Annotated in this window: 19 protein-coding genes; 11 read left to right on the top strand and 8 right to left on the bottom strand. The window is 72.1% G+C overall.

Features of this window, described 5'->3' with window-relative positions; all coding sequences use genetic code 11:
- The 3 genes from WJM95_RS11430 to WJM95_RS11420 are packed head-to-tail and all read right to left on the bottom strand — an operon-like array spanning position 1 to position 4,498.
- Positions 1-945, bottom strand: coding sequence for a hydroxymethylglutaryl-CoA lyase (locus tag WJM95_RS11430; protein WP_339129487.1), 945 nt, complete (start codon positions 943-945; stop codon positions 1-3).
- Positions 942-2,873 carry an acetyl-CoA carboxylase biotin carboxylase subunit gene (locus tag WJM95_RS11425; protein WP_339129486.1) on the bottom strand — a complete coding sequence of 644 codons (1,932 nt, stop codon included), beginning with the start codon at positions 2,871-2,873 and terminating at the stop codon, positions 942-944. Before WJM95_RS11425 ends, WJM95_RS11430 begins: the two co-directional genes overlap by 4 nt.
- A gap of 8 nt (positions 2,874-2,881) precedes the next feature.
- Complete coding sequence (locus tag WJM95_RS11420; RefSeq protein ID WP_339129485.1) at positions 2,882-4,498, bottom strand: carboxyl transferase domain-containing protein; 1,617 nt, start codon at positions 4,496-4,498, stop codon at positions 2,882-2,884.
- A gap of 96 nt (positions 4,499-4,594) precedes the next feature.
- Here WJM95_RS11420 and WJM95_RS11415 point away from each other — a divergent pair, with 96 nt between their 5' ends.
- The 4 genes from WJM95_RS11415 (at position 4,595) to WJM95_RS11400 (ending at position 8,371) form a co-directional block, all read left to right on the top strand.
- Entirely contained in the window at positions 4,595-5,197 is a 603-nt protein-coding gene (locus tag WJM95_RS11415; RefSeq protein ID WP_339129484.1) for a TetR/AcrR family transcriptional regulator, read from the top strand.
- A 109-nt stretch (positions 5,198-5,306) separates the two neighbouring features.
- On the top strand, positions 5,307-6,464 hold the full coding sequence (locus WJM95_RS11410; RefSeq protein WP_339129483.1) for an acyl-CoA dehydrogenase family protein: 1,158 nt from the start codon (positions 5,307-5,309) through the stop codon (positions 6,462-6,464).
- A 34-nt stretch (positions 6,465-6,498) separates the two neighbouring features.
- Positions 6,499-7,371, top strand: a complete 873-nt coding sequence (gene tesB, locus WJM95_RS11405) for an acyl-CoA thioesterase II (protein WP_339129482.1) — start codon at positions 6,499-6,501, stop codon at positions 7,369-7,371.
- Positions 7,372-7,393: 22 nt separating this feature from the next.
- The gene (locus tag WJM95_RS11400; protein WP_339129481.1) at positions 7,394-8,371 is read left to right on the top strand and encodes a cation diffusion facilitator family transporter; all 978 of its coding nucleotides are present in this window, start codon (positions 7,394-7,396) and stop codon (positions 8,369-8,371) included.
- A 106-nt stretch (positions 8,372-8,477) separates the two neighbouring features.
- Here the strand turns inward: WJM95_RS11400 and WJM95_RS11395 are convergent, their stop codons facing one another.
- The gene (locus tag WJM95_RS11395) at positions 8,478-9,266 is read right to left on the bottom strand and encodes a phosphatase (protein WP_339129480.1); all 789 of its coding nucleotides are present in this window, start codon (positions 9,264-9,266) and stop codon (positions 8,478-8,480) included.
- A gap of 107 nt (positions 9,267-9,373) precedes the next feature.
- Positions 9,374-11,254, bottom strand: coding sequence for a helix-turn-helix domain-containing protein (locus tag WJM95_RS11390; protein WP_339129479.1), 1,881 nt, complete (start codon positions 11,252-11,254; stop codon positions 9,374-9,376).
- A gap of 184 nt (positions 11,255-11,438) precedes the next feature.
- Between WJM95_RS11390 and WJM95_RS11385 the strand changes: the two genes are divergently transcribed.
- The 3 genes from WJM95_RS11385 (at position 11,439) to WJM95_RS11375 (ending at position 15,616) form a co-directional block, all read left to right on the top strand.
- The gene (locus WJM95_RS11385) at positions 11,439-12,902 is read left to right on the top strand and encodes a sodium:solute symporter (RefSeq protein ID WP_339129478.1); all 1,464 of its coding nucleotides are present in this window, start codon (positions 11,439-11,441) and stop codon (positions 12,900-12,902) included.
- 63 nt (positions 12,903-12,965) lie between these two features.
- A complete protein-coding gene (gene speB / locus WJM95_RS11380; RefSeq protein ID WP_339129477.1) occupies positions 12,966-13,934 on the top strand; it encodes an agmatinase in 969 nt (322 codons plus the stop codon).
- Positions 13,931-15,616 (top strand): thiamine pyrophosphate-binding protein, encoded by a 1,686-nt coding sequence (locus WJM95_RS11375; protein WP_339129476.1) that lies wholly within the window; start codon positions 13,931-13,933, stop codon positions 15,614-15,616. The genes speB and WJM95_RS11375 overlap by 4 nt, the downstream gene beginning before the upstream one ends.
- Positions 15,617-15,659: 43 nt before the next feature.
- Here the strand turns inward: WJM95_RS11375 and WJM95_RS11370 are convergent, their stop codons facing one another.
- A complete protein-coding gene (locus WJM95_RS11370; protein WP_339129475.1) occupies positions 15,660-16,463 on the bottom strand; it encodes an endonuclease in 804 nt (267 codons plus the stop codon).
- Positions 16,464-16,657: 194 nt separating this feature from the next.
- Positions 16,658-18,979: a glycosyltransferase family 39 protein gene (locus WJM95_RS11365; protein WP_339129474.1), complete on the bottom strand. Its 2,322-nt coding sequence runs from the start codon at positions 18,977-18,979 to the stop codon at positions 16,658-16,660.
- Between the two features lie 281 nt (positions 18,980-19,260).
- On the opposite strand from WJM95_RS11365, the gene WJM95_RS11360 reads away from it, so the two are divergent.
- On the top strand, positions 19,261-20,184 hold the full coding sequence (locus WJM95_RS11360) for a serine hydrolase (protein ID WP_339129473.1): 924 nt from the start codon (positions 19,261-19,263) through the stop codon (positions 20,182-20,184).
- A gap of 179 nt (positions 20,185-20,363) precedes the next feature.
- Complete coding sequence (locus WJM95_RS11355) at positions 20,364-24,092, top strand: ABC transporter ATP-binding protein (protein ID WP_339129472.1); 3,729 nt, start codon at positions 20,364-20,366, stop codon at positions 24,090-24,092.
- Between the two features lie 4 nt (positions 24,093-24,096).
- Here the strand turns inward: WJM95_RS11355 and WJM95_RS11350 are convergent, their stop codons facing one another.
- Positions 24,097-24,573 (bottom strand): hypothetical protein, encoded by a 477-nt coding sequence (locus tag WJM95_RS11350; RefSeq protein ID WP_339129471.1) that lies wholly within the window; start codon positions 24,571-24,573, stop codon positions 24,097-24,099.
- A gap of 185 nt (positions 24,574-24,758) precedes the next feature.
- Between WJM95_RS11350 and WJM95_RS11345 the strand changes: the two genes are divergently transcribed.
- Complete coding sequence (locus WJM95_RS11345; RefSeq protein WP_339129470.1) at positions 24,759-25,148, top strand: hypothetical protein; 390 nt, start codon at positions 24,759-24,761, stop codon at positions 25,146-25,148.
- An 87-nt stretch (positions 25,149-25,235) separates the two neighbouring features.
- Positions 25,236-26,708 (top strand): S28 family serine protease, encoded by a 1,473-nt coding sequence (locus tag WJM95_RS11340; protein WP_339129469.1) that lies wholly within the window; start codon positions 25,236-25,238, stop codon positions 26,706-26,708.
- Positions 26,709-26,712: the final 4 nt, after the last annotated feature.

The raw sequence follows: 26,712 nt of genomic DNA, 5'->3' as shown, positions 1-26,712 counted from the left end.
TCACTCCTGGTGGGAGAGGGCTTTGACGGTGCGGGACGGGCTGGGTCGGCCCAGTTGTCCGGCCATCCACACGCTCGTGGCGGTGAGGCGGCCGAGGTCGACCCCGGTGTCGATACCGAGGCCCTGGAGCATCCACACGAGGTCTTCCGTGGCGAGGTTGCCCGTGGCGGACTTCGCGTACGGGCAGCCGCCGAGGCCGCCCGCGGAGGCGTCGACGGTGGCGACGCCGTGCTGGAGGGCGGCCAGGGTGTTGGACAGCGCCTGGCCGTAGGTGTCGTGGAAGTGCACACCGAGCGCGCTGGTCGGCACGCCCTCCTCGTTCAGTTCGGCGAGCAGCGACTGCACATGGCCCGGTGTCGCCACGCCGATCGTGTCGCCGAGGCTCAGCTCGTCACAGCCCATGTCCATCAGCGCCCGGCAGACGCGGACGACCTGATGGACCGGGACGGGCCCTTCCCACGGGTCGCCGAAGCACATCGAGACATAGCCGCGGACCGTGCCGCCGGCGTCCTTCGCGCGGCTCACCACCGGTTCGAACATGGCGAGCGCCTCATCGACCGTCCGGTTGAGGTTGGCCTTCGCGAAGGACTCCGTGGCGCTGGCGAAGACGGCCAGGTGCCGGGCGCCGAGCGCGAGCGCCCGCTCCAGCCCGCGTTCGTTCGGCACCAGGACCGGAAGCGCCACCGGGAGCTCGGCGACCTGCGGGAACAGCTGTTCCGCGTCGGCCAGTTGGGGAACCCACTTCGGGTGGACGAAGCTGGTCGCCTCGATCGTGGTCAGGCCCGCGTCCGCGAGGCGCCGGATGAACTCCGCCTTCACCCCGGTCGGTACGGTCGCCTTCTCGTTCTGGAGCCCGTCGCGCGCGCCGACCTCGTAGATCCGCACCCGGGCGGGCAGGTCCTGGGTCGGCACGGCCATCGGCAGGCCGAGCTCGGAGGTGTTCACGCCGTCTCCTCCTCGGCGGGGGTGATGACCGCGAGGACCTGGTCCATCGCGACCGTCGTGCCCGGGGTGACGTCCAGTTCGCTGACCGTCCCGGCGTGCGGCGCGGAGATGACGTGCTCCATCTTCATCGCCTCGACCACGAGCAGGCTCTGCCCGGCCGCCACCTCGTCGCCGACGGCGACCTTCACGACCGTCACCGTGCCGGGCATGGGCGCGGTCAGCGAGTCGGCACCGGCGTGCGCGGAACCGGTGAGCGACGCGGCCACGGGGTCGTGGTCGCGCACGTGCCAGGCGTCGCCGTCGCGGCCGATCCAGTCGGCGGCGCGGTGGAAGGTGTGCCGCACCCCGTCGAGCGTCACCGCGACATGGTCGGCGGTGACCGTGTGGGTGCCGCGCGGGGTGTACTCCACGGGGTCGAGGACCCGCAGACCGAAGCCCACCGGCTTCGGGGTGCCGCCGAGCCGCCAGCCGCTCGGCACCGAGAACGGGTCTCTCCAGCCCTCGTCCGCCGGGGCCAGGGCGGCGAGCCGGACGGCCGCCGCCGCCTCGTACACCTCCTCGGGAACCCCGTCCGGGACCAGGCCGTCCGCCTCCCGCTCGACCAGTCCGGTGTCCAGGTCGCCCGCCACCACGTCCGGGTGGGCCAGCAGCCGGCGCAGGAAGCCCGCGTTCGTCTGGACCCCGAGCGTGACCGTGTCGGCGAGGGCGGCCCGCAGTCTGCGCAGCGCCGTCGGGCGGTCGGGGCCGTAGGCGATGACCTTGGAGAGCATCGGGTCGTAGAGGCTGCCGACCTCGGTGCCCTCCGACAGACCCGAGTCGGTGCGCACCCCGTCGCCCTGCGGCTCGCGCAGCGCGAGCACCGTGCCGCCGGAGGGCAGGAAGCCGCGCGCCGGGTCCTCGGCGCAGATACGGGCCTCCACCGCGTGGCCGGTGAGCGTGATGTCCCCCTGCCCGTACGGCAGGTGCTCGCCCGCGGCGACCCGCAGCTGCCACTCGACCAGGTCGAGGCCGGTGACCAGTTCGGTGACCGGGTGCTCCACCTGGAGGCGGGTGTTCATCTCCATGAAGTAGTACGAGGACGGGTCGCCGCCGGGGACGATGAACTCCACCGTGCCCGCGCCGCGGTAGCCGCAGGAGCGGGCCGCCTGGACCGCCGCCTCGCCCATCGCGGCCCGGGTGGCCTCGTCCAGGAGCACGCTGGGCGCCTCCTCGATGATCTTCTGGTGGCGGCGCTGGAGGGAGCACTCGCGCTCGCCCAGGTGCACGACGTTGCCGTGCCCGTCCGCCAGGACCTGGATCTCGATGTGCCGGGGCCGGTCGACCCAGCGCTCGACGAGCAGCGTGTCGTCGCCGAAGGAGGCCCGCGCCTCGCGCCGGGCGGCGGCGATCTCGTCGGCCAGGACCTCGGTGTCCCGCACCAGGCGCATGCCCTTGCCGCCACCGCCCGCGCTCGGCTTCAGGAGCACCGGGACGCCGATCTCCCGGGCGGCCGCGATCAGTTCGGCGTCCGTCAGACCGCTGCCCGAGGAGCCGGGGACGACCGGGACGCCGGCCGCCTTCACCGTCTCCTTGGCCCGGATCTTGTCGCCCATCAGGGAGATCGCCTCGGCGGACGGGCCGATGAAGACCAGTCCGGCCTCGGCGCAGGCCCGCGCGAAGGCGGCGTTCTCGGCGAGGAAGCCGTACCCGGGGTGGACCGCCTGGGCGCCGGTGCGGGCCGCCGCCTCCAGCAGCGCCGCCACCGACAGATAGCTCTCCGACGCGGGCGCCGGTCCGATCCGCACCGCGGTGTCGGCCTCCCGGACGTGCCGGGCGTCCGCGTCGGCGTCCGAGAAGACGGCCACCGAGCGCACGCCGAGCGCGCGCAGCGTACGGATGACCCGTACGGCGATCTCGCCCCGGTTGGCCACAAGCACCGTGTCAAACATGGGTCCCCTCACATCCGGAAGACGCCGAACTGGGGGTCACCCAGGGGCGCGTTGGCGCAGGCGGTCAGGGCGAGTCCGAGGACCTGCCGGGTCTCCGTCGGGTCGATCACACCGTCGTCCCACAGCCGGGCGCTCGCGTAGTAGGCGCTGCCCTGCTGTTCGTACTGGCGGCGGATCGGGTCCTTGAAGTCCTCCTCGTCCGCGGCCGGCCAGGACTCGCCGCGCGCCTCGATCTGGTCGCGCTTGACCGTGGCGAGGACGGACGCGGCCTGCTCGCCGCCCATCACGGAGATCTTGGCCCCGGGCCACATCCACAGGAAGCGCGGCGAATAGGCGCGGCCGCACATCGAGTAGTTGCCCGCGCCGTACGAGCCGCCGATCACGACGGTCAGCTTCGGCACGCGGGTGCAGGCGACGGCGGTCACCATCTTCGCGCCGTGCTTGGCGATGCCGCCCGCTTCGTACTGGCGGCCCACCATGAACCCGGAGATGTTCTGGAGGAACACCAGCGGGATGCCGCGCTGGTCGCACAGCTCGATGAAGTGGGCGCCCTTCTGGGCCGACTCGGAGAACAGGATGCCGTTGTTGGCGACGATCCCGACCGGGTGGCCGTGGATCCGCGCGAAGCCGGTGACCAGGGTCTGTCCGAACTCGGCCTTGAACTCGGAGAAGCGCGAGCCGTCGACCACGCGCGCGATGACCTCGCGCACGTCGTACGGGGTGCGGGAGTCGACCGGCACCGCGCCGTACAGCCCGAGCGGGTCGACCTTGGGCTCGGTGGCCGCGGTGACCTCCCAGGGGAGCTTTCCGCGCGCGGGGAGCGTGGCGACGATGTTCCGCACGATCCGCAGCGCGTGCGCGTCGTCCTCGGCGAGGTGGTCGGTGACACCCGACACGCGCGAGTGGACCTCGCCGCCGCCCAGCTCCTCGGCCGTGACGACCTCGCCGGTGGCCGCCTTCACCAGCGGCGGACCGCCGAGGAAGATCGTGCCCTGGTTCCGGACGATCACGGCCTCGTCGCTCATCGCCGGGACGTACGCGCCGCCGGCCGTGCAGGAGCCGAGGACGGCCGCGATCTGGGGGATGCCGGCGCCGGACATCCGCGCCTGGTTGTAGAAGATCCGCCCGAAGTGCTCGCGGTCGGGGAACACCTCGTCCTGCATGGGCAGGAAGGCGCCCCCGGAGTCCACGAGGTACAGGCACGGCAGACGGTTCTCCAGCGCCACCTCCTGGGCGCGCAGGTGCTTCTTCACCGTCATCGGGTAGTACGTGCCGCCCTTGACGGTGGCGTCGTTCGCGACGATCACGCACTCGCGCCCGCTCACCCGGCCGATCCCGGCGATGACGCCGGCGGCCGGGGCCGCTCCGTCGTACATCCCGTCGGCCGCCAGCGGTGCCAGTTCCAGGAACGGGGAGCCGGGGTCCAGCAGGGTGTCCACCCGGTCACGGGGCAGCAGCTTGCCGCGCGCGGTGTGCCGCGCGCGTGCCTTCTCGCCGCCGCCGAGCCGCGCCGCGGCCAGCTTGCGGCGCAGCTCCTCGCCGAGCGCGAGGTGTGCCGCCTCGTTGGCCCTCCAGGCCTCCGACGCGGGGTCTGCCGCGCTCGTCAGCTCCGGTGCCTCTTGCATCCTGCGGTCCCCTCACCAGTGGTCGACCAGTTAATGAGCGTTAACGCAACTCCTTCAGGTTAACGACCGCTAACCGCGATGTCTAGAATTGTTTTCATGGCCACCAGAACCGACGCCCCCACCCGGCGCGAGCAGATCCTCAGGGAGGCCGCGCGGCTCTTCGCCGAGCGTGGCTTCCACGGCGTGGGAGTGGATGAGATAGGAGCGGCGGTCGGAATCAGCGGCCCCGGTCTCTACCGGCACTTCGCCGGCAAGGACGCGATGCTCGCCGAGCTGCTGGTGGGGATCAGCGGGCAGCTGCTCACGGGCGGCCGGCGCAGGGTCGCGGAGGCCGAGGGCGGCGCCGAGTGCCTCCTCGACTCGCTCATCGAGGGGCACATCGACTTCGCGCTCGACGACCGCCCCCTGATCACCCTGCACGACCGGGAGCTGGACCGCCTGCGGGACAGCGACCGCAAGCTGGTGCGCCAGCTCCAGCGCCAGTACGTCGAGCTGTGGGTTGAGGTGGTCCGTGAGGTGTATCCGGAGCTGGGTGAACCGGCCGCCCGTTCGGCCGTGCACTCGGTCTTCGGTCTGCTGAACTCGACCCCGCACCTCGGGCGGCCGGGCGCGCTTCCCGGGCGCGCGGGCACGGCGGAGCTGCTGCACCGGATGGCGAGGGGGGCGTTCGGGGCGGCGGCCGTGACTCCCGGTGCGTGACGAGCGTCTCGGGGGGTGACCCCTGGACGGCGCTCGTGACCGGCGGGTAACCTCGTATCTGAGCAAGCGCTTAGACATGACACCAGGTATCCAGGCGGAGGTGGCGGCGGTGCGCCGTACTGTGTTCAACGAGGACCACGAGGCGTTCCGGGAGACCCTGCGCGCCTTCATCGAGGCCGAGGTCGTCCCGGTCTACGACGAGTGGTTCGCCGCCGGCCAGGCGCCGCGCGACTTCTACTACAAGCTCGCCGAGCTCGGCGTCTTCGGTATCCGCGTGGACGAGGAGTTCGGCGGCGCCGGCATCGACTCGTACAAGTTCGAAGCCGTGATGTACGAGGAGACCGCGCGCGCCGGTGTCCAGTTCGGCGGCTCCGGTGTGCACGTGCTGCTGGGCCTGCCGTACATCAAGATGCTCGCCACCGACGAGCAGAAGAAGCGCTTCCTGCCGAAGTTCGTCAGCGCCGAGGAGATGTGGGCCCTCGCGATGACCGAGCCGGGCACCGGCTCCGACCTCGCGGGCATGAAGACCACCGCCAAGCTCTCCGAGGACGGCACGCACTACGTCCTCAACGGCTCCAAGACCTTCATCACCGGTGGCGTCCACGCCGACCGCGTGATCGTCTGCGCCCGCACCTCCGCGCCCACCGCCGAGGACCGCCGCTTCGGCATCTCCCTGTTCGCCGTGGACACCAAGTCCGAGGGCTACTCCATCGGCCGCAAGCTCGACAAGCTCGGCCTGAAGACCTCCGACACCGCCGAGCTGGCGTTCGTCGACGTGAAGGTGCCCGTCGAGGACCTGCTCGGCGAGGAGAACAAGGGCTTCTACTACCTCGGCCACAACCTCGCCTCCGAGCGCTGGGGCATCGCCTTCGGCGCCTACGCGCAGGCCAAGGCCGCCATCCGGTTCGCCAAGGAGTACGTCCAGGAGCGGACCGTCTTCGGCAAGTCGGTCGCCTCGTTCCAGAACACCAAGTTCGAGCTGGCCGCCTGCCAGGCCGAGGTGGACGCGGCCGAGGCCGTCGCCGACCGCGCCCTGGAGGCCCTCGACGCCGGTGAGCTGACCCCGGCCGAGGCCGCCAGCGCCAAGCTGTTCTGCACCGAGGTCGCGCACCGCGTCATCGACCGCTGCCTCCAGCTGCACGGCGGCTACGGCTTCATGAACGAGTACCCGATCGCCCGCCTGTACGCGGACAACCGGGTCAACCGCATCTACGGCGGCACCAGCGAGATCATGAAGACGATCATCGCCAAGGACATGGGCCTGTAAGGTCCGAGAAAAGACTGCGCGGTACAACTGCCTTATGAGCGAGGCACTTCAGGATCTCCTCGATCTGCTCGATCTCGAGCGGATCGAGGAGAACATCTTCCGCGGCCGTTCCCGGTCCGCCGTCGTCCCACGGGTCTTCGGCGGACAGGTCGCGGCGCAGGCCCTCGTGGCCGCCGGGCGCACGGTCCCCGAGGACCGGCTCGCCCACTCCCTGCACGCGTACTTCCTGCGCATCGGCGACCCCGGGGCGCCCATCGTGTACTCCGTGGACCGCATCCGCGACGGCCGCTCCTTCACCACCCGCAGGGTGGTCGCGGTCCAGCACGGACAGCCGATCTTCCACCTCTCCGCGTCCTTCCAGGCGTACGAGGAGGGCATGGAGCACCAGGCCCCGATGCCGCCCGCGCCCGACCCGGAGACGCTGCCCACGGCCGCCGAGCTGCTTCCGCTGTACGCCGACGCCTTCACCGACGCCGAGGTGGTGGAGCGCATCCTGGAGGCCCGCGAGTCCGTCGACCTGCGCTATGTCGACCCGCCGCCGTACGGCACCGTCGGCGAGCCCCGCGAGCCGCGCTCGCAGGTCTGGTTCCGCACCAACGGCAAGCTCGCGGACGACCCGCTGCTGCACGTCGTCCTCGCCACCTACGTCTCGGACATGACGCTCCTCGACTCCATCCTGCTCGCCCACGGGCGCGGCGGCTGGGTCACCGGCGACGTCGTCGGCGCCTCCCTGGACCACGCGATGTGGTTCCACCGGCCCTTCCGCGCCGACGAATGGCTGCTCTACGACCAGGAGTCGCCGTCCGCGTCGGGCGGCCGGGGCCTGGGCCAGGCCCGGATCTACACCCAGGACGGCCGGCTGGCCATCTCGGTGATCCAGGAGGGCGTGGTCCGCGTTCCCCGGTAGCCGTTCCCGGTAAGACTGGGGCATGACCGACGCAGCGCAGGACAGCGGCAGCGGCAGCGGCGAGAGCGTCTCCACGGTGATCGTCGCCGCCGCGGCCAACCTCGGGATCGCCCTCGCCAAGGCGGTCGCCGGTGTCATCAGCGGCTCCAGCGCGATGCTGTCGGAGGCCGCCCACTCCGTCGCCGACACCGTCACCGAACTGCTGCTGCTCACCGCCCTCAAACGCAGCGAGAAACCGGCCGACGAGGACCACCCCCTCGGCTACGGCCCCGAGCGCTACATCTGGGCGCTGCTCGCCGCCGTCGCCACCTTCGTCGGCGGAGCGGTCTTCTCGATCTACGACGGCATCCACTCCCTGGTCGCGGGGGAGGAGCCCGGCGACCCGCTGGTGTCGTACATCGTGCTGGCCGTCGCGTTCTGCCTGGAGGGCTTCTCCCTGCGGACGGGACTGCGGCAGGCGCGCGGCGAGGCCGCCCGGGTCGACGCCCCCTTCCGGACCTACCTCCGGCGCACCCCCGACACCGCGGTCAAGGCCGTCGTCATGGAGGACTCGGCCGCGCTCGTCGGCCTGGTGCTCGCCGCGGGCGGTCTGCTCGGCGGCCAGCTCACCGGATCGGGCGTCTACGACGGCGTCGCCTCGCTGCTCATCGGACTGCTCCTGCTCTACGTCGCCTGGGTGCTCGGCCGTTCCAACGCCGAGCTGCTGATCGGACGGCCGCTGCCCAGGACCGTGCGCGAGCGGATCCGGGCGGAACTGCTGGAGCTGGAGCACGTGGAGGCCGTACTGGAACTCATCACGCTCGTGCAGGGGCCGCGCGAGGCGCTCGTCGCCGCCAAGGTCGACTTCCGGGACGCCTCGACCGCCGCGCAGATCGAGTGGGCCTGCGAACGGGCCGAGGACCGGATCCGGGAGGTGTTCCCCGTGGTGAGCCGGGTGTACCTGGACCCGACACCGGGATACGCGCAGCGGCGGTCCGAGGGGCTGAACCCCTGGCCGTGAACCGGCCGCCGGGTCGCCCGGGGCGACGGTCGCGGTCCGGGGGCCGCTCGCGCGGAACGTGCCCCCGGGGCGGTCGCCGGGACGGCCCCGGACCGCGGGCCGGGTCTCAGACCAGGCCCGCCGCTCCGAGCAGGTAGGCCGTCATCGGGTCGTAGTGGCGCGGGCTGAGGACGTGGTCGTCGAGCGGGACCACGACCTGGAGCGTGCCCTCCGACTCCGCGAGGAAGAGCGCGGGGTCGTTGCTGTCGGCGTAGCCCACGGAGTCCACCCCGTGCTGCCCCGCGAAGCCGGCCCAGCCGTGGTCGGCGACGACCAGATCCGGCAGCGGGCGGCCCTCGCGTTCCAGCGCCGTCAGGATCGCGCGCATAGGCTCGCCCGAATGGGTGTGCCACAGCGTGGCGCCGTGCTCCAGGACCGCCACGTCCGCGAACTGCATGACGTATCCCTCGTCCGTCTGGAGCCCGTCCGGGATCACCACGATCTCGCAGCCGGCGGAGCGCAGGGCGGCGGCCGTGGCCCGGTGCACGTCCAGCAGCCCGCCGGGGTGACCGGTCGCGAACAGCACCCGCTGCCGGTCCTCGGCCGCCTTGCGCAGCCGCGCCGCGAGCCGGTCGAGGGCGTCCACGGTCAGCTCGGGGTCGATGGTGTCCTGGCCGTAGCGGTACTCGGGGTCGTCGTTCACCCCGACCCGCTCCGCCATCACCGCGAGCACGTCCTGCTCGTCGTTCCACCGGTCGCCGAGTTCAAGACCGAGCCACCAGTTGCGCTCGCCGTTCGCCAGCTTGCGGTAGTGGGAGAGGTTGTTCTCGCGGGGCGTGGCGACATCGCCCGCGATACGGGTCTTCACGAGATGGGCGACGAGTTCGGCGCGGCTGGGCGTCCCGGGTATCGGCATGGGTCCATTGTGCCGGTGCGCCCGGGCCCGCGGCGCGGCTGTCCCGGTCGCTGGGACGTGCGTCACTCGGTCCCGCGAAGCCCCGTGCCTGTCCTGGCGCCGCGCGGTCAGTTCTCCCGGAGCGCGAACCACAACTCCATGCGTACGTCGGGGTCGTCGAGGTCCGTGTCCAGCAACGCGGCGCAGCGGGAGATGCGTTGGCGGACGGTGTTGCGGTGGACCGAGAGCGCCACCGCCGTGCGGTCCCAACTGCCGTGCAGGGAGAGCCAGGTGCGCAGGGTCTCGGTCAGGGCGGGGGTCCCGGCGACGGGGGCGAGGAGGGCCTGGGCGTGCGCCTCGGCGTCCGCCGGGGGGACGAGGTCGGTGAGCGCGGAACGGTCGCCGTGCCGGACCAGGGCCGCCCGGGTGGCGCGGGCGCGGGCCAGCGCGCGGGCCGCCTGGGTGTCGGCGGCGGTCCACTCGTGCGGGCTCGCGGGCGCGCTGACCCCGAGGGTCCAGCCGGGCTGCGCGGCGGGCACCCGGTCGCCGGGGACAAGGACGCGGACGACGTCCCCTTCCACGTCCACCAGCGCGGAGCCCAGCGCGGCCGCCAGCGCGGACACGGAGACGGCGTCCGGGGCGGGGCCGTCCCCGGCGGGGCGCGCGTGCACGACCGTCCACCGCTCGCCGCCGAGCAGCGGCGCCACCGCCTCCGGCGCCGCCCCGAGCAGCAGCCGCACCAGGGCCGCCGCGTGCGCGGCCCCCGCGGCGCTCCGGTGCTCCCCGGTGAGGAGCGAGAGCAGTACGGAGGCGACGGAGGCGATGGTGTGGTCGCCGGGGTCGCGGCGCGGTGCGGCGACCCCCAGGACGAAGCCCTGGCCGCTGCCGAGGGCGTAGGCGGTGAGCTGGACACCGCCCACGGTGTCGGTGGCGGAGGCCGGGGCGGGCCCCTGGGCCTCACGGGGCCGCACGACCCAGGCGAGCTCGGCGAGCACCGCCTCGGGGGTGGCCGGCGCGGCGGGGGTGTGGGGGTCGGTGCGCGGTGGGCCGGCCGGAGCTTGGGCGGTCGTCTGCGGCGGACCGGCCGGTGCGCGGTGCTCCGTCCGCGGTGGGCCGGCCGGTGCGCGGCGGGCGGAGGTCTCCGCGGTTCCCGCAGCCGTCGAGGTCTCCGGTCCCGTTCCGGTACCCGGAGCCGTCGAGGTCCCCGGAGCCGTCGAGGTCTCTGGTCCCGTTCCGGTTCCCGGAGCCGCCAGGGTGTCCGGGGCCGGGCGGGGCGCGGGTGCCGGGGTGGCGGACCGGTCCGCTCCACGGGGTGGTTCCGGCGGGGCCGGGAGGCGGCCCGCGTGGGCCAGTTCCGTGCCCTCCGGGCCGTACAGCGCGGCCCAGCCGTTCACCCGGCGGGCCAGCTGCCGCAGGACCGCCGGGACCGGATCGGGGCGGGCCGCGGCCGCGGCGAGGCTCTGCTGGGCCTCGGTCACCCGGCGCAGCTCGGCGAGCCGCGCCTGGGCCATGAGCTGCCACACCGCGCGGGCCACCCCGGAGAACGTCGTCCGGGGCGGGACCTCCAGGAGCGGCAGCCCCTGGGCGTCGCAGGCCGCGACGAGCGAGGCCGGGACCGTGTCGTGGACCGGCGCGAGGCCGAAGCCCAGGGCCGCGCCGCCCGCCGCGACGATCCGCGCGACATAGCCGTCGAAGTAGCCGGGCGGGCCGTCGGCGCGGTCCGCGCCGGGGGTGCCGTCGGCGGACCCTTCGGCCGCGTCGGGCACATGGACCCCGGCGGTGAGCAGCAGCTCGCCCCCGAGGAGGTACGGGTAGGGGTCGGCCATCTCCGAGGTGTGGGCCCAGTGGATCACCGTGTCGGGCTCCGCGGGCCCGGCGATCAGCCGCAGACCCAGGTCCTCGCGGGCCAGCAGGGCCGACAGCGGCACCGGAGGGGTCGGCGGCACGGCCGGCGCGGAGACGGCGGAGACGGACGCGGTGGGGGCGGACGGTGACGGTGAGTCCGGCATGGTGGACGGTTCCTCCATCCCGTACGGATCGAATGGATGAAACGTACACTTCGCAGTCGCTTTCCGGCCACCTAGTGTCGTCCCGACCGGCAGTCACGGGTACGGGCGGATGTCCCCGCGATCAGATGCCGGCTCGTCCCCCACATCCCCGCACGACACGCCACCGAACGCCTGGAGGAGACCCATGGCCGTCGACTACACAGTGATCGTCGTCTATCTGGCCGGCATGCTGGGCATGGGCTGGTGGGGCATGCGCCGTGCCAAGTCCAAGAGCGACTTCCTCGTCGCCGGGCGGCGGCTCGGGCCCGTCATGTACTCCGGCACCATGGCCGCGATCGTCCTCGGCGGAGCGTCCACCATCGGCGGAGTCGGCCTCGGCTACCAGTACGGCCTCTCGGGCGCCTGGATGGTCTTCACCATCGGCCTCGGCCTGCTGGCCCTGTCCGTGTTCTTCTCTGCCCGCATCGCGCGCCTCAAGGTCTACACGGTCTCCGAGATGCTCGACCTCCGCTACGGCGGCCGGGCCGGACTCATCTCCGGTGTCGTCATGTGGGCGTACACCCTCATGCTCGCGGTCACCTCGACCATCGCGTACGCCACGATCTTCGACGTCCTCTTCGACATGAACCGCACGCTCGCGATCATCCTCGGCGGCTCGATCGTCGTCGCGTACTCGACGCTCGGCGGCATGTGGTCGATCACGCTCACCGACATGGTGCAGTTCGTCGTCAAGACGATCGGCGTGCTGCTCCTGCTGCTGCCCATCGCGGTGGTCAAGGCGGGCGGCTTCTCCGCGATGAAGGCCAAGCTGCCCACCGAGTACTTCGACCCGCTGGGCATCGGCGGCGAGACGATCTTCACCTATGTGCTGATCTACACGTTCGGCATGCTGATCGGGCAGGACATCTGGCAGCGCGTCTTCACCGCGCGCAACGACCGCACCGCCCGGTGGGGCGGCACCGTCGCCGGCACCTACTGCCTGGTGTACGCCCTCGCGGGCGCCGTCATCGGCACCGCGGCCAAGGTCATGTACCCGAAGCTGCCCAGCGCCGACACCGCCTTCGCGACCATCGTCAAGGACGAACTCCCGGTCGGTGTGCGCGGACTGGTGCTCGCCGCGGCCCTCGCCGCCGTGATGTCCACCTCCTCCGGCGCGCTGATCGCCTGCGCCACCGTCGCCAACAACGACATCTGGTCGCGGCTGCGCGGCGCCGTGAAGCGCGACGCGGGCGACGAGCACGACGAGGTCAAGGGCAACCGCCTCTTCATCCTGGTCATGGGCATCGCCGTGATCTGCACGGCGATCGCGATCGACAACGTCGTCGAGGCGCTGACCGTCGCGTACAACCTGCTCGTCGCCGGCCTGCTCGTCCCGATCCTCGGCGGACTGCTGTGGAAGCGCGGCACGGTCCACGGCGCGCTCGCCTCCGTCGTCGTCGGCGGTGTCGCGGTCATCGGCCTGATGGCGGCCTACGGCATCCTCGCGAACGAGCCCGTCTACTACGGACTGCTCCTCTCCCTGGCCGCGTACGTGATCGTCTCGCTGGCCACGCCGGCGACCGACGCCGCGGTCCTGGCCACCTGGCGGGAGCGGCTCGCGGGCCGTGACGCCGAACCCCTGTCCGAACCGGTCCCGGTTCACCAGTAGAGTCGTGTTACTTGTACTTAGTTGTACATACGCGACGAAGCGTAGGAAAGAAGGCAACCCCCCATGAGCAGCAACGAGACGCCCCGCGGCCCCGTCGACTCGTCCCGCGTCCCGCGGTACGCGGGCCCCGCGACCTTCGCCCGGCTGCCCCGCCTCGACGAGGTCGGCACCGCCGATGTCGCCGTCGTCGGCGTGCCGTTCGACTCCGGCGTCTCGTACCGGCCGGGCGCCCGCTTCGGCGGCAACGCGATCCGCGAGGCGTCCCGGCTGCTGCGCCCCTACAACCCGGCGCAGGACGCCTCCCCGTTCGCCCTCGCGCAGGTCGCGGACGCCGGTGACATCGCGGCGAACCCGTTCAACATCAACGAGGCCGTCGAGACGGTGGAGGCCGCCGCCGACGAACTGCTCGGCACCGGCGCCCGCCTGATGACCCTGGGCGGCGACCACACCATCGCGCTGCCCCTGCTGCGCTCCGTCGCCAAGAAGCACGGCCCGGTCGCGCTGCTCCACTTCGACGCGCACCTGGACACCTGGGACACCTACTTCGGTGCCGAGTACACGCACGGCACCCCGTTCCGCCGTGCCGTCGAGGAAGGCATCCTCGACACCTCGGCGCTCTCCCACGTCGGCACCCGCGGCCCGCTGTACGGCAAGCAGGACCTCACCGACGACGAGAAGATGGGCTTCGGCATCGTCACCTCGGCGGACATCTACCGCCGCGGCGCCGACGAGGTCGCCGACCAGCTGCGCCAGCGCATCGGCAACCGCCCGCTCTACATCTCCATCGACATCGACTGCCTCGACCCGGCGCACGCGCCCGGCACGGGCACCCCGGAGGCGGGCGGCATGACCTCCCGCGAGCTCCTGGAGATCCTGCGCGGACTGTCGTCCTGCAACCTGGTCTCCGCCGACGTCGTCGAGGTCGCCCCGGCCTACGACCACGCCGAGATCACCGCGGTGGCGGCGTCCCACACCGCGTACGAACTGACCACCATCATGTCCCGCCAGATCGCGGAGGCCCGAAGCAAGTGACCCACGACCACGACCTGGTTCTCCGCCCGACGGCGGCACAGACGGAGGCCGCGCTCAACCCGCCCCCCGGCCGCAATGGCGGAGACCTGGTCGTGGAGACCCTCTCCGGTCTCGGCGCGACGACCGTCTTCGGACTGCCCGGCCAGCACGCGCTCGGCATGTTCGACGCGCTGCGCCGTTCCTCGCTGCGCTACGTCGGTCTGCGCGTCGAGAACAACGCGGGATTCGCGGCGGACGCCTACGGCCGGATCACCGGCGAGGCGGCCCCGCTGCTGCTCTCCACCGGCCCCGGGGCGCTGACCTCGCTCGCCGCGCTCCAGGAGGCCAGGGCCGCCTCGGCGCCCGTCCTCGCCATCAGCAGCCAGATCCCGACCGCGGGACTCGGCGGCGGCCGGCACGGCTATCTGCACGAACTCCCCGACCAGCAGGCGTCGTTCAGGGGCGTCGTCAAGTCCGTCCACACGGTCCGTACGCAGTCGCAGATCCCCTCCGCCATCGCGGAGGCCTGGGAGTCGGCGCTCACCGCCCCGCACGGGCCGGTCTGGGTGGAGATCCCGCAGGACGTCCTGCTCGCGGAGACTCACCTGCCGCAGGTCACGGCGATGGACGCGACCCCCGAGGACGTCGTCCCGCGCCCCGAACTGACCGCGCTGGCCGCCCACTTGCTGTCCTCGGCGGCCCGTCCCGCGATCATCGCGGGCGGCGGGGTCGTACGGGCGGACGCGTCGGGCAAGCTGAGGTCGCTCGCGGAGACGCTGAACGCGCCGGTCGTCACCACCTTCGGCGGCAAGGGTGCCTTCCCCTGGACCCACCCGCTCTCGCTCCAGTCCTGGCTGGAGGACCGGCACACCACGGACTTCCTGGAGGACGCCGACGTCCTGCTGGTCGTCGGCTCCGGTCTCGGTGAACTGTCCTCGAACTACCACACGTTCAAGCCCCGCGGCCGGGTCATCCAGATCGAGGCGGACCTCGGCAAGCTGGAGTCCAACCATCCGGCCATCGGCATCCACGCGGACGCGCGCCTCGCGCTGTCCGCGCTCCTGGAGACGGTGGAGGAGCGCCCCGACCCGTCGGCGGCGGAGCGCGTGAGCACCCTTCTCGCGAAGGTGGCGGAGCGCATCGCAGCCCAGGAACTCACCCTGGAACAGGACGTGCTGGCGTCCGTGCGCCGGGCCCTGCCGGCCACCTCGCCGTCCTTCTGGGACATGACGATCCTGGCGTACTGGGCGTGGTCGGCCTTCGACCCGCGCGGGACGAACACCATGCACTCAGCCCAGGGCGCGGGCGGCCTCGGCTACGGCTTCCCCGCGGCCCTCGGCGCGGCGGCGGCCGACCCCACCCGCCCCGTTCTCGCGGTGTCGGGCGACGGAGGCGCGCTGTACTCCATCGCCGAACTGGCCACGGCGAAGCAGTGCGATCTCCCGGTCACCTGGCTCATCGTCGACGACGGCGGCTACGGCATCCTGCGCGAGTACATGACCGGCGCCTTCGGCCAGGCCACGGCGACGGAGCTGTCCCGCCCCGACTACGTGGCGCTGGCCGAGTCCTTCGGCGTCCCGGCGGTCCGTACGACCCCCGGGACACTGGAGAAGGACCTCGCCGAGGCCCTGGCCACGCCGGGCCCCTCGGTGGTCGTCCTGCCGGCCCTGCTGCGGATGTTCGCGCCGACGCACCTGGACTGAGGGCGCACCCACCCGGACTGGTGGCCGGACCCGACCGGACCGGCTACCAGATCGCGTCGACCCACTCCGGGTGGTCGATGAACGGGTTGCGGTTGTGCTGGTAGGTGTCGTAGATGACCTGGTTGCGCTTCTCCTCGAAGGCGCTCGGCGGGTCCTCGTCGCTCCACGCCTTGAGCACGGAGAGCTTGCCGATGTACGGGGCGCTGCCGTTGTTGACCTTCTCGTCGGGCTCCAGGTCGGCGAAGCCGTCGCCGCCGTCGTAGCGGACGGCCATGTAGAGGATCATGCGGGCCACGTCGCCCTTGTCGGCGTCGCGCGGCTCGAAGGAGTCGGAGTCGACCTTGCTGCCGCCGCCGTTGGTGACGGCGCTGCCGCCGTTGTCGAAGTCCAGGTTGCCGCGGATGCTGTTGACCTGCACGTCCGCCGGACGCAGATGGTGCAGGTCGGTGCCGGGACCCGTCACCTCGCCGAAGTCGCCGTGGGACTTGGCCCAGACGTGTTCACGGTTCCAGTCGCCGACGTCGCCGCCGTTGAGGGACTTGGCGCGCGAGACGCCGCTGTACAGCAGGATCACGTTGTTGCTGTTGTTCGGGTCCTGGTCGGTGACCATCAGCGCGTTCCAGACGGCGGAGTACGAGATCTTGGTCTGGCTGCTGATGATGGCGTGCAGCGAGGACTTCAGGCTCGTGCCGGTCTTGCCGATCGCGTTCTTGTAGTACGTGCTGTCGTACGCGGTCGTGGTCGCGCTCGCGGGGGACGCGGTCATCGTCGGCAGGGTGAGGCCGATGAGCACCGCGGAGGTGCTCAGCGCCAGGGTCTTCCAGCGGCGTATGTGCGTGGCGGGCATCGTGGGGTGTCCGTTCTACGCGGGTTGAATGGAGCGGGTAATCGGGAGGGTGACATGGACATGAGGTTCGGCGGGTTAAGGAGAGGTGTTGGTTCTGTGTCGGGATTCAACAACTCGGCCGTTCTTCGCGGGACATGACGGAACGGACGGTCCCCGGCCGAAAGGGTCGGGGACCGTCCGTCGGGATCGTGCGATCAGCCGAGGTCGGAGGGGTCCAGTCGGTAGAGCGTCGAGGACTGGCCGCCCCCCTGCGCGGAGGACCCGGAACCGGTGGTGGAGCCGGACGCCGAAGGGGAGCCGGACGAGGCCGACGTGTCGTAGGCGCTCTGCTTCACCGCCGTGCCGTGCTTCTCCACCCAGGCGGTGATCTGCGTGTTGAGCGTGTTGTTCCCGCCCATGCCGCCGCCCGTCCCGTCGCCTGTTTGGATGTAGTGCAACTCGCCCTTGCGTACGAGGTTCTTGAGCCTGGCGAGGGTCATGGCCTTGTCGGAACCGGTGAAGCCGAACATGGAGATGACCGGTTTGCCGGTGCTGACGATCAGCTGGGCCGCACTCTGCGAAGTGGACACCGCCAGCAGCCACTCGGCGCCGTCCTGGTGCTTCTCCAGATAGGAGACCAGGGCACCGCTGGTGGCACCACCCATGCCGCCCCCGCCCGTCCCGCCTCCGCCGAATCCGCCCGCACCGCCCGGCCGGTCGCCGGTACCGCCCGGCGCCTGCCCGCCACCGGGGAACTCCCCGTTCGCGCCACCGGGTTCGCCCGTGCCCTGGCCGCCACCGGGGAACTCCCCGTTCGCGCCGCCCGGTTCGCCCGTGCCCGGGCCGCCACCGGGGATGCTCCCTTCAGGCGCCTCGCCGTTGCCGCCGGGTGCCTGGCCGCCGGGGAGGCCGTCGGTCCCATCGCCCGCCTCGGCGGCAGGACCGCCCTGTCGGGTGCCGCCGGGGAAGCCGCCCCGGCCGCCGCCGGGGCCGCCACCGAAACCGCCGCCGGTGGTCGGCCCCGCCGTCGGGTTGCTGCCGCCCATGCCACCGCCGCCGCCACCGGCGGACGCGGGCTCCGAGACGGCGTACGCCGCCGGACCGGCGAGCGCCGCGACGACCGCCGCGGCCACGGAGGCGGCGAACAGCCGGGCACGGTTGCCGGAGCGGAAGAGGAACAGGCCCGCGACGGCCAGTGCCATGACCACCGCGACGGCCGGCCACAGCCAGCCGTTCCAGTCGGCGGCCCGGCGCAGCAGGACGACCGCCCAGATCGCGGTGACCGCGAGCCCGGCGGGCAGCACCCACACCCAGCGGGCGGCACCGCCGCGGAAGGCGCGCAGCAGCAGGACACCGCCCGCGCCGGTCAGCGCCGCGATGCCGGGGGCGAGCGCGGTCGTGTAGTAGGGGTGCATGGTGCCCTCGGCCATGCTGAACGTCAGGTAGTGCAGGACGGTCCAGCCGCCCCACAGCAGCAGCGCGGCACGCGTCGGATCGGTGCGCGGCGCACGTCCGCACAGCACCAGAGCGCCCACGAACGCGATGCCGGCGAAGGGCAGCAGCCAGGAGATCTGGCCGCCGAGGATGTCGTTGAACATCCGGCCGAGGCCCGCGGTTCCGGAGAAGCCACCGCCGCCCATGCCGCCCCCGCCGCCGTTGCCCTCACCGCCCAGCACCCGGCCGAGACCGTTGTAGCCCATGATCAGATCCCAGGCGGAGCCGTCCGTCGAGCCGCCGATGTACGGCCGGTCGGCGGCCGGTACGAGGGAGACGGCGGCCGCCCACCAGAGGCTCGCGACGGCCAGCGCCACGGTGGCGAGCAGCAGATCGCGGACCTTGCGGGTCCAGGGCGGCCGGGAGGCGTACACGTAGACGGCGAAGACGGCGGGCAGGGCGATGTATCCCTGGAGCATCTTGGTGTTGAACGCGAGTCCGAAGCACACCGCCGAGCCGAGCAGCGGGAGCAGCCGGCCCTCGCGCGTGGCCCGCAGGCCCAGCGCCGCGCCCGCGACCATCAGCAGGACGAGGGTGGTGTCCGGGTTGTTGTCGCGGTCGATGGCGACCGTGATCGGGGTGAGGGCGAGGACGAGCGCGGCGACGGCGGCGGCCGCGTGTCCGAAGTACCGCTTCACGCTCGCGTGCAGGATCCAGAGGGTGCCGAGCGCGGCGGCGACCATCGGCGCCATCATCTGCCAGGTGCCGAAGCCGAACACCCGGCAGGACAGACCCATGATCATGAGCGCGAACGGCGGCTTGTCGACGGTGATGAAGTTGCCCGCGTCGAGCGAGCCGAAGAACCAGGCCTTCCAGCTCTGGGTGCCGCTGAGCACCGCGGCGCTGTAGAAGCCGTTGAGGTCGGCGGCCGACAGGCTCCAGGAGTAGAGGACCGCGGCCAGGACGAGGATCGCGAGCAGGGCGGGAAGCGACCAGCGGGGGGCGCCCGGCGTCCGCTCTGGAGACCCCGCCGGCACGGGGACCGGCGGCGGTGCGGAGGGGGTCGCGGGGGCGTCGGGCGGGGGGTCGGTGGCAGACGTCACCGTCGCACCCTGCCGCGCGCCGATGGGCGCCCACTGTGGCCCGCCTGGGGGTGAGCTGTGCGTTCGGGCTCCACGCCCGCGGTGTCAGGGCTTCCGTGCCCGGGGCGTTCGGGCTTCCGTGCCCGGGGTGTCAGGGCTTCCGTGCCCGAGCCGTTCGGGCTCCCGCGTCCGAACCCCCGTACCCCAGAACATCCGTACAACTTTCGTACGCGGTTGTGAGTCATTCGATGCGAGCGCGCCCTTGGCGCGTTCGTATCGCTTCAAGGGGATGGGAAGCCTCCATGACTCACCGGATATCCCGGGCTGCCCGTGTGCTCGCGACGAGCCTCGGCGCCGCGGTGATCCTGCCGATCGCGCTCGCCGCGGCCCCGGCCGGCGCCGCCGCGGCGCCGACGGTCAGCTGCACGTCGGGCAAGGCGGGTCTGGCCGCCAAACTCAAGACGGACATCACCGCGGCGCTCGCCAACCGCAGGGGCACCGTCGCGATCGGCCTGTACGACCGCTCCACCAACACCACCTGCACACTCCGCGCCACCACCTTGTTCGACTCGGCCAGCACGGTGAAGGTCACCGTGCTCGCCACGCTGCTGTGGGACGCGAAGAAGCACAACCGCTATCTGACGAGCACCGAGACCTCGCTCGCCACCAAGATGATCACCCAGTCGGACAACGCCTCGACCACGAAGCTCTGGAACCAGCTCGGTCTGACGAAGATCAAGGGCTTCCTGACCGCGGCGGGGATGACGAAGACGACGCCGGGCACCGGCGGCTACTGGGGTCTGACGCAGATCAACGTCACCGACGAGCAGAAGCTGCTCAAGCTCGTCACCGCCAAGAACACGGTGCTGAGCGACAACTCCCGCGCCTACATCCTGAAGCTCATGGGCCAGGTCATCTCCTCGCAGCGCTGGGGGACACCGGCCGGAGCCCCCTCGACGGTCGCCGTGCACGTCAAGAACGGCTGGCTCTCGCGCTCCACGAACGCGTGGCGGGTGCACAGCCTCGGCACCTTCAACGGCGGCGGCCACGACTACATGATGTCGGTGCTCACCGTCGGGAGCAGCACCATGGACTACGGCGTGGCCACCATCCAGGGGGTCGCCAAGGCCATCCACAAGGACCTCGTGCCGACCGCGGTCGCCCCTCAGCGGTTCACGCCGACCTCGCAGCCGGCGGAGGCGTTCCCGGCCGTTCCCGCGGGCTGACCGGGACCTTCCTCCCGCGCAGCGACGCCCGCGCTCTCCCGTCCGCCCGCCCGGCCACCGTGCCGGGCGGGCGGACCGCTGTCGTGGGGCTGGGCGGACGAATTGTTGCGGAGGGATGAAATCCGCTTCCCTCGGTGTTGGAGCCTTCCGGCGGAGTGAGATCTACGGAAGGTGCCGGAGTGGCGACGGAACGGGGATGGGCGCGGCGGCTCGCCGGGTACGCCTGGCGGTACCCGAAGGACGTGGTGCTCGCGCTCGGCTCCTCACTGGGCGGCATGGCCCTGATGGCGGTGGTCCCGCTGATCACCAAGGTGATCATCGACGACGTCATCGGCGACCACAGCCGGGGCATGGCCCCCTGGGCGGGCGCGCTGCTCGGCGCCGCCGTCCTCGTCTACGCCCTCACCTTCGTCCGGCGCTACTACGGCGGCAGGCTCGCCCTCGACGTCCAGCACGATCTGCGGACCGACATGTACGGGACGATCACCCGGCTCGACGGGCGGCGCCAGGACGAGCTGTCCACGGGCCAGGTCGTGGGCCGTGCGACCAGCGACCTCCAGCTGATCCAGGGCCTGCTCTTCATGCTCCCGATGACCATCGGGAACGTCCTGCTCTTCCTGATCTCCCTCGCGATCATGGCCGCGCTGTCGCTGCCGCTCACCCTGGTCGCGCTGGCCGTCGCCCCCGCCCTGTGGTTCGTCGCCAAGCGCAGCCGCTCCCGGCTGCACCCCGCCACCTGGTACGCGCAGGCGCAGGCCGCCGCCGTGGCCGGTGTCGTCGACGGCGCCGTCAGCGGGGTGCGCGTGGTGAAGGGCTTCGGCCAGGAGGAGCAGGAGACCGGCAAACTGCGCGAGGTCGGCCGACGGCTCTTCGCCGGCCGGCTGCGGACCATCCGGCTCAACGCCCGGTACACCCCGGCCCTCCAGGCCGTGCCCGCCCTCGGCCAGGTCGCGATGCTCGCGCTCGGCGGCTGGCTCGCCGTGCGCGGCCAGATCACGCTGGGCACCTTCGTAGCGTTCTCCACCTACCTCGCGCAGCTCGTGGGACCCGTGCGGATGCTGGCCGTCGTGCTGACCGTCGGGCAGCAGGCCCGCGCGGGCGCCGAACGCGTGCTGGAGCTCATCGACACCGAACCGTCGATCAAGGACGGCACCAAGACCCTCCCGGCCGACGCGCCCGCCACCGTCGAGTTCGACGACGTGTCCTTCGGCTACACCGAGGACCGGCCCGTCCTGGACGGGCTGAGCTTCGAGATCCGGCCCGGCGAGACCCTCGCCGTCGTCGGTTCCTCCGGCTCGGGCAAGTCGACGGTCTCGCTGCTGCTGCCCCGCTTCTACGACGTGACCCACGGCGCCGTCCTCATCGGCGGGCACGACGTCCGCGAGCTGACGACCGAGTCCCTGCGCGCCGCGATCGGGCTCGTCCCCGAGGACTCCTTCCTCTTCTCCGACACCGTGCGCGCCAACATCGCCTACGGCCGCCCGGACGCCACCCAGGACGAGATAGAGACCGCCGCCCGCGCGGCCCAGGCGCACCGCTTCATCGCCGAGCTGCCCGGCGGCTACGACACCAAGGTCGGCGAGCACGGCCTCACCCTCTCCGGAGGCCAGCGCCAGCGCGTCGCGCTCGCCCGCGCCATCCTCACCGACCCGCGGCTGCTCGTCCTCGACGACGCCACCTCCGCCGTCGACGCCCAGGTCGAGCACGAGATCCACGAGGCGCTCGCCCAGGTCATGCGGGGCCGTACGACCCTGCTGATCGCGCACCGCCGCTCCACGCTCAACCTCGCCGACCGCATCGCCGTCCTGGACGGCGGACGGCTCGCCGACATCGGCACCCACGACGAGCTCCAGGCCCGCTCCGCGCTCTACCGGCGGCTGCTCACCGACCCCGACGAGCTGGGCGGGGTCTCGCCCGGACACCTCCCGCCGGCCGCGCCGCGCGAGGACAGCTCCGTGCGCGAGGAACTGGACGCCGAGTTCGACGCCGAGCGCGGGGTGACACCGCGTCTGTGGAGCGGCGACCGCGAGCCCCGCGACAACGCGCTCGAAGGCATGCCCGCCACCCCGGGGCTCCTCGCCCAGGTCGAGGCGCTGCCCCCGGCCACCGACGTCCCGGACGTCGACGAGGTCCGCGCGGTCACGCCCGAGGACTCCTACGGACTGCGCCGGCTCCTGCGCGGCTTCGGCGCCCCGCTGCTCGTCAGCCTCGCGCTGGTCGCCGTCGACGCGGTCATGACGCTGCTGCTGCCCATCCTGATCCGGCACGGCATCGACCAGGGCGTCACCCGGCTCGCGCTCGGCGCGGTCTGGGCCGCCGCCGCGCTCGCGCTGATCACCGTGCTCGTGCAGTGGGCCGCGCAGATCGGCGAGACCCGCAAGACCGGCCGCACCGGCGAGCGGGTCCTGTACAGCCTGCGCCTGAAGATCTTCGCGCAGCTCCAGCGCCTGGGACTCGACTACTACGAGCGCGAGCTCACCGGCCGGATCATGACCCGGATGACGACGGACGTCGACGCCCTGTCGACGTTCCTCCAGACCGGGCTCGTCACCGCGTTCGTCTCCGTCGTCACCTTCTTCGGCATCATGGCCGCCCTGCTGGTGATCGACGTGCAGCTCGCGCTGGTCGTCTTCGTGACGCTGCCGCCGCTGGTCGTCGGCACGTTCTTCTTCCGCCGGGCGAGCGTGAAGGCGTACGAACTGGCCCGAGAGCGGGTGTCGGTGGTCAACGCCGACCTCCAGGAGTCGGTGTCCGGGCTGCGGATCCTCCAGGCGTTCCGGCGCGAGGACGCGAGCGCGCGGCGGTTCGCGGAGGGCAGCGACAGCTACCGCCGGGCCCGTATCCGCGGACAGTGGCTGATCTCCGTCTACTTCCCCTTCGTCCAGCTGCTGGCCTCGGGGGCCGCGGCCGCCGTCCTGGTCGTGGGCGCCCACCGGATCGACTCCGGCACCCTCACGACCGGCGCCCTGGTCGCCTACCTCCTCTACATCGACCTGTTCTTCGCGCCCGTGCAGCAGCTGTCCCAGGTGTTCGACGGCTACCAGCAGGCCACCGTCTCGCTCGGCCGCATCCAGGAACTGCTCCGCGAACCGGCCTCGACGAAGTCCGCCGCCGAGCCGCTGCGGGTCGCGTCGCTGCGCGGCGAGATCGCCTTCGAGGACGTCGGCTTCGCGTACGGTGGCGAGGGCGACGCCGAGGAGGCGCTCAGCGGCGTGTCGCTGCGCATCCCCGCCGGGCAGACGGTCGCCTTCGTCGGCGAGACCGGCGCGGGCAAGTCGACGCTCGTGAAGCTGGTCGCCCGGTTCTACGACCCGACGGCCGGGCGCGTGACGGCCGACGGCATGGACCTGCGCGACCTGGACATCACCTCCTACCGGCACCGGCTCGGAGTGGTCCCGCAGGAGGCCTATCTCTTCCAGGGGACCGTCCGCGACGCCATCGCCTACGGGCGTCCGGGCGCCGGCGACGCCGAGGTGGAGGCCGCCGCCCGCGCGGTCGGGGCGCACGACATGATCGCCACGCTGGACGGCGGCTACCTCCACGAGGTCGCCGAACGCGGCCGCAACCTCTCCGCGGGGCAGCGCCAGCTGATCGCACTGGCCCGCGCCGAACTGGTCGACCCGGACGTCCTGCTCCTGGACGAGGCGACGGCGGCACTGGACCTGGCGACCGAGGCCCTGGTCAACCAGGCCACCGACCGGCTGGCGGGCCGCCGTACGACGCTGGTGGTCGCCCACCGGCTGACGACGGCCGCCCGCGCGGACCGGGTCGTCGTGATGGACCACGGCCGGGTCGCCGAGGACGGCACCCACGAGGAACTGCTCCGCCTGGACGGTCGTTACGCGGCGCTCTGGCGGACCTTCGTGGGCGCCCCGGAACCCGAGGAGCCGGTCGGCTCCTCGGCCTGAGCCGTCAGCTCCTCGGCTTGATGCCGGAGATCTTCTTGGTGGCCAGATCCGACTGCACCGTCAGATACGTGTACGTCGGGTGCGCGGCGGAGCCCCAGGTGAGCCGGACCGTCGACCAGGTGTGCCCGGCGCCGCTGTCACCCGCCGTCACCCGCCAGGCGCTCGGCACGTCCTGGGCGCGCAGCACCCCGTCCGCGTGCTGCCGGTGCTCCCAGCCGGTCAGCTGGGTGCGCAGGGCCGGGGTCAGATAGAAGGTCCGCAGCCGGGTGCTCAGGGTGCCGGAGTCCCCGTCGGTCACGGCGTCGATGTAGGCGCCGTAGAAGTCGGCCACGCGGTCGTAGGCGGGACCGTTGCTGCCGCCGCGCGCGGGCGGCGCCGCGGTGGAGCTCGCGACGGCGGGCACCGAGGCGCCCACGGCGATCAGAAGGGCCGCGGCGACGAGCGCGCGACCGGTCGTGAGAGATGACTTGAGGCCGGACATGAGTAACCGCCTTTCGTTTCCTGCTCCGTTGGACCAAGGAGAAACGGGCACGGTTGTGTCCGAAAAGGAAAAAACCTCGCACGGGTGACGCGGGCCGTGCCGCGAAAGTCGTAGCGGTACGCAACCGTCCGCCGCGTGTTCCGCGTCCGTACACCAGTACGCTGATTGCTGCGGGAGGGACGACAGTGGACAGTGGTGCGATACGCCGACGCCTGGCGCTCGGCCTGGCCGTGCTGGCCGCGGCCGGACTGCTCGCCTTCATGAGTCCGGGCAGCGCACAGGCCGCCCCCGGCTTCTGCTCGGGACGCAAGGTCCGCACCCTGCCCTTCACGACCGGTTCCGTCCAGGTGTTCAAGCGCAGCGGTTACGTCTGCGCCGTGACCTTCCCCGAGGGGCGGGGCTCGCGCAAGCGGATGTCCGTCAGCGTGCAGGCGCGCGGCGGCCGACCGGTGATGGACGCCGGGCACTTCGCGCATCACGCGGGCCCGGTGACCCTGTACGCGGGCCACCGCTGCGTGCGGATCAAGGGCTCGGTCGGCTCGGGATCGGTGAGTTCCGGCTGGATCCTGTGCTGACCCACGTATGACCCAAGACCCCCTGGTGTCACGGGAGTTGCTCCGTTAGGTTCCGGCGGAAAGCTGCGTATTCCCAGGGGAGGGTGCATGCGCAAGGCGCTCAGAGGGCTGCTCGTGCTCACGGTGCTCATCGGCACGCTGAGCACGGCCGGGACGGCCACCGCCGGCCCGCCGGAGGCCCACGGCACCACAGGAACGACCGGCGCGGCGACCACGGCCGACGACGACAGGGACATCCTGGACCGGCTTCTCGCGATACCGGGCATGAGCCTCGTCCAGGAGAAGCCCTACACCGGCTACCGGTTCTTCGTCCTGAACTACACCCAGCCCGTCGACCACCGGCACCCGTCCCGGGGCACGTTCCAGCAGCGGATCACCGTGCTGCACAAGGACACCGCGCGGCCGACGGTGTTCTACACCGGCGGCTACAACGTCTCCACCACCCCGAGCCGGCGCGAGCCGACCCAGATCGTGGACGGCAACCAGGTCTCGATGGAGTACCGCTTCTTCACGCCCTCCCGGCCCGACCCGGCCGACTGGTCCACGCTCGACATCTGGCAGGCGGCCAGTGACCAGCACCGGATCTTCCAGGCGCTCAAGCCGATCTACGGCCGGAAGTGGATCTCCACCGGAGGCTCCAAGGGCGGCATGACCGCCACGTACTACGAGCGCTTCTACCCGCGGGACATGGACGGCGTCGTCGCCTATGTCGCGCCGAACGACGTCGTGAACGACGAGGACTCGGCCTACGACCGCTTCTTCGCGCGGGTCGGCACCAAGGAGTGCCGCGACCGGCTCGACGCGGTGCAGCGCGAGGCCCTGGTGCGCCGGGAGCCCCTGGAGCGGAAGTACGCCGCGTACGCCGCGGACAACGGCTACACCTTCACCACGATCGGCGGCCTCGACAGGGCGTACGAGGCGGTCGTGCTCGACTACGTCTGGGGCTTCTGGCAGTACAGCCTGCTGAAGGACTGCGACACGATCCCGGCCGACGCCGCCCACGCGAGCGACGACGACATCTGGAACACCGTCGACACCATCTCCGGCTTCTCCGCCTACACCGACCAGGGCCTGGAGACGTACACCCCGTACTACTACCAGGCAGGCACCCAACTGGGCGCGCCCACCATCCACTTCCCCTCCATCGAGAAGAAGTACATCCGCTACGGCTACCAGCCCCCGCGCAACTTCGTGCCGCGCTCCATCCCGATGCGGTTCCAGCCCTCGGCGATGCGTGACGTGGACGGCTGGGTCCGCCGGCACGCGCACCACATGCTGTTCGTCTACGGCCAGAACGACCCCTGGGGGGCCGAACGGTTCCGCCTGGGCTCCGGGGCGCGCGACTCCTACGTCTTCACGGCACCCGGGCTGAACCACGGAGCGAACGTCGCCGGGCTGGTCGCCGACGAGAAGGCGCTCGCCACCGCCCGCGTCCTCGACTGGGCCGGGGTCGCCTCCGCCGCGGTCCGGGCGAACCCGTCCGCGGCCCGGCCGCTCGCGCGGTTCGACGCGAGGCTGGACCGCCGGGACACCGAACGGGACACGCCCGGGCGCCCGTAGCCGG

Source organism: Streptomyces sp. f51 (assembly GCF_037940415.1).
Classification (GTDB): domain Bacteria; phylum Actinomycetota; class Actinomycetes; order Streptomycetales; family Streptomycetaceae; genus Streptomyces.
The sequence above is the reverse complement of the archived record's forward strand: the minus strand, read 5'-3'. Positions and strand labels throughout refer to the sequence as shown.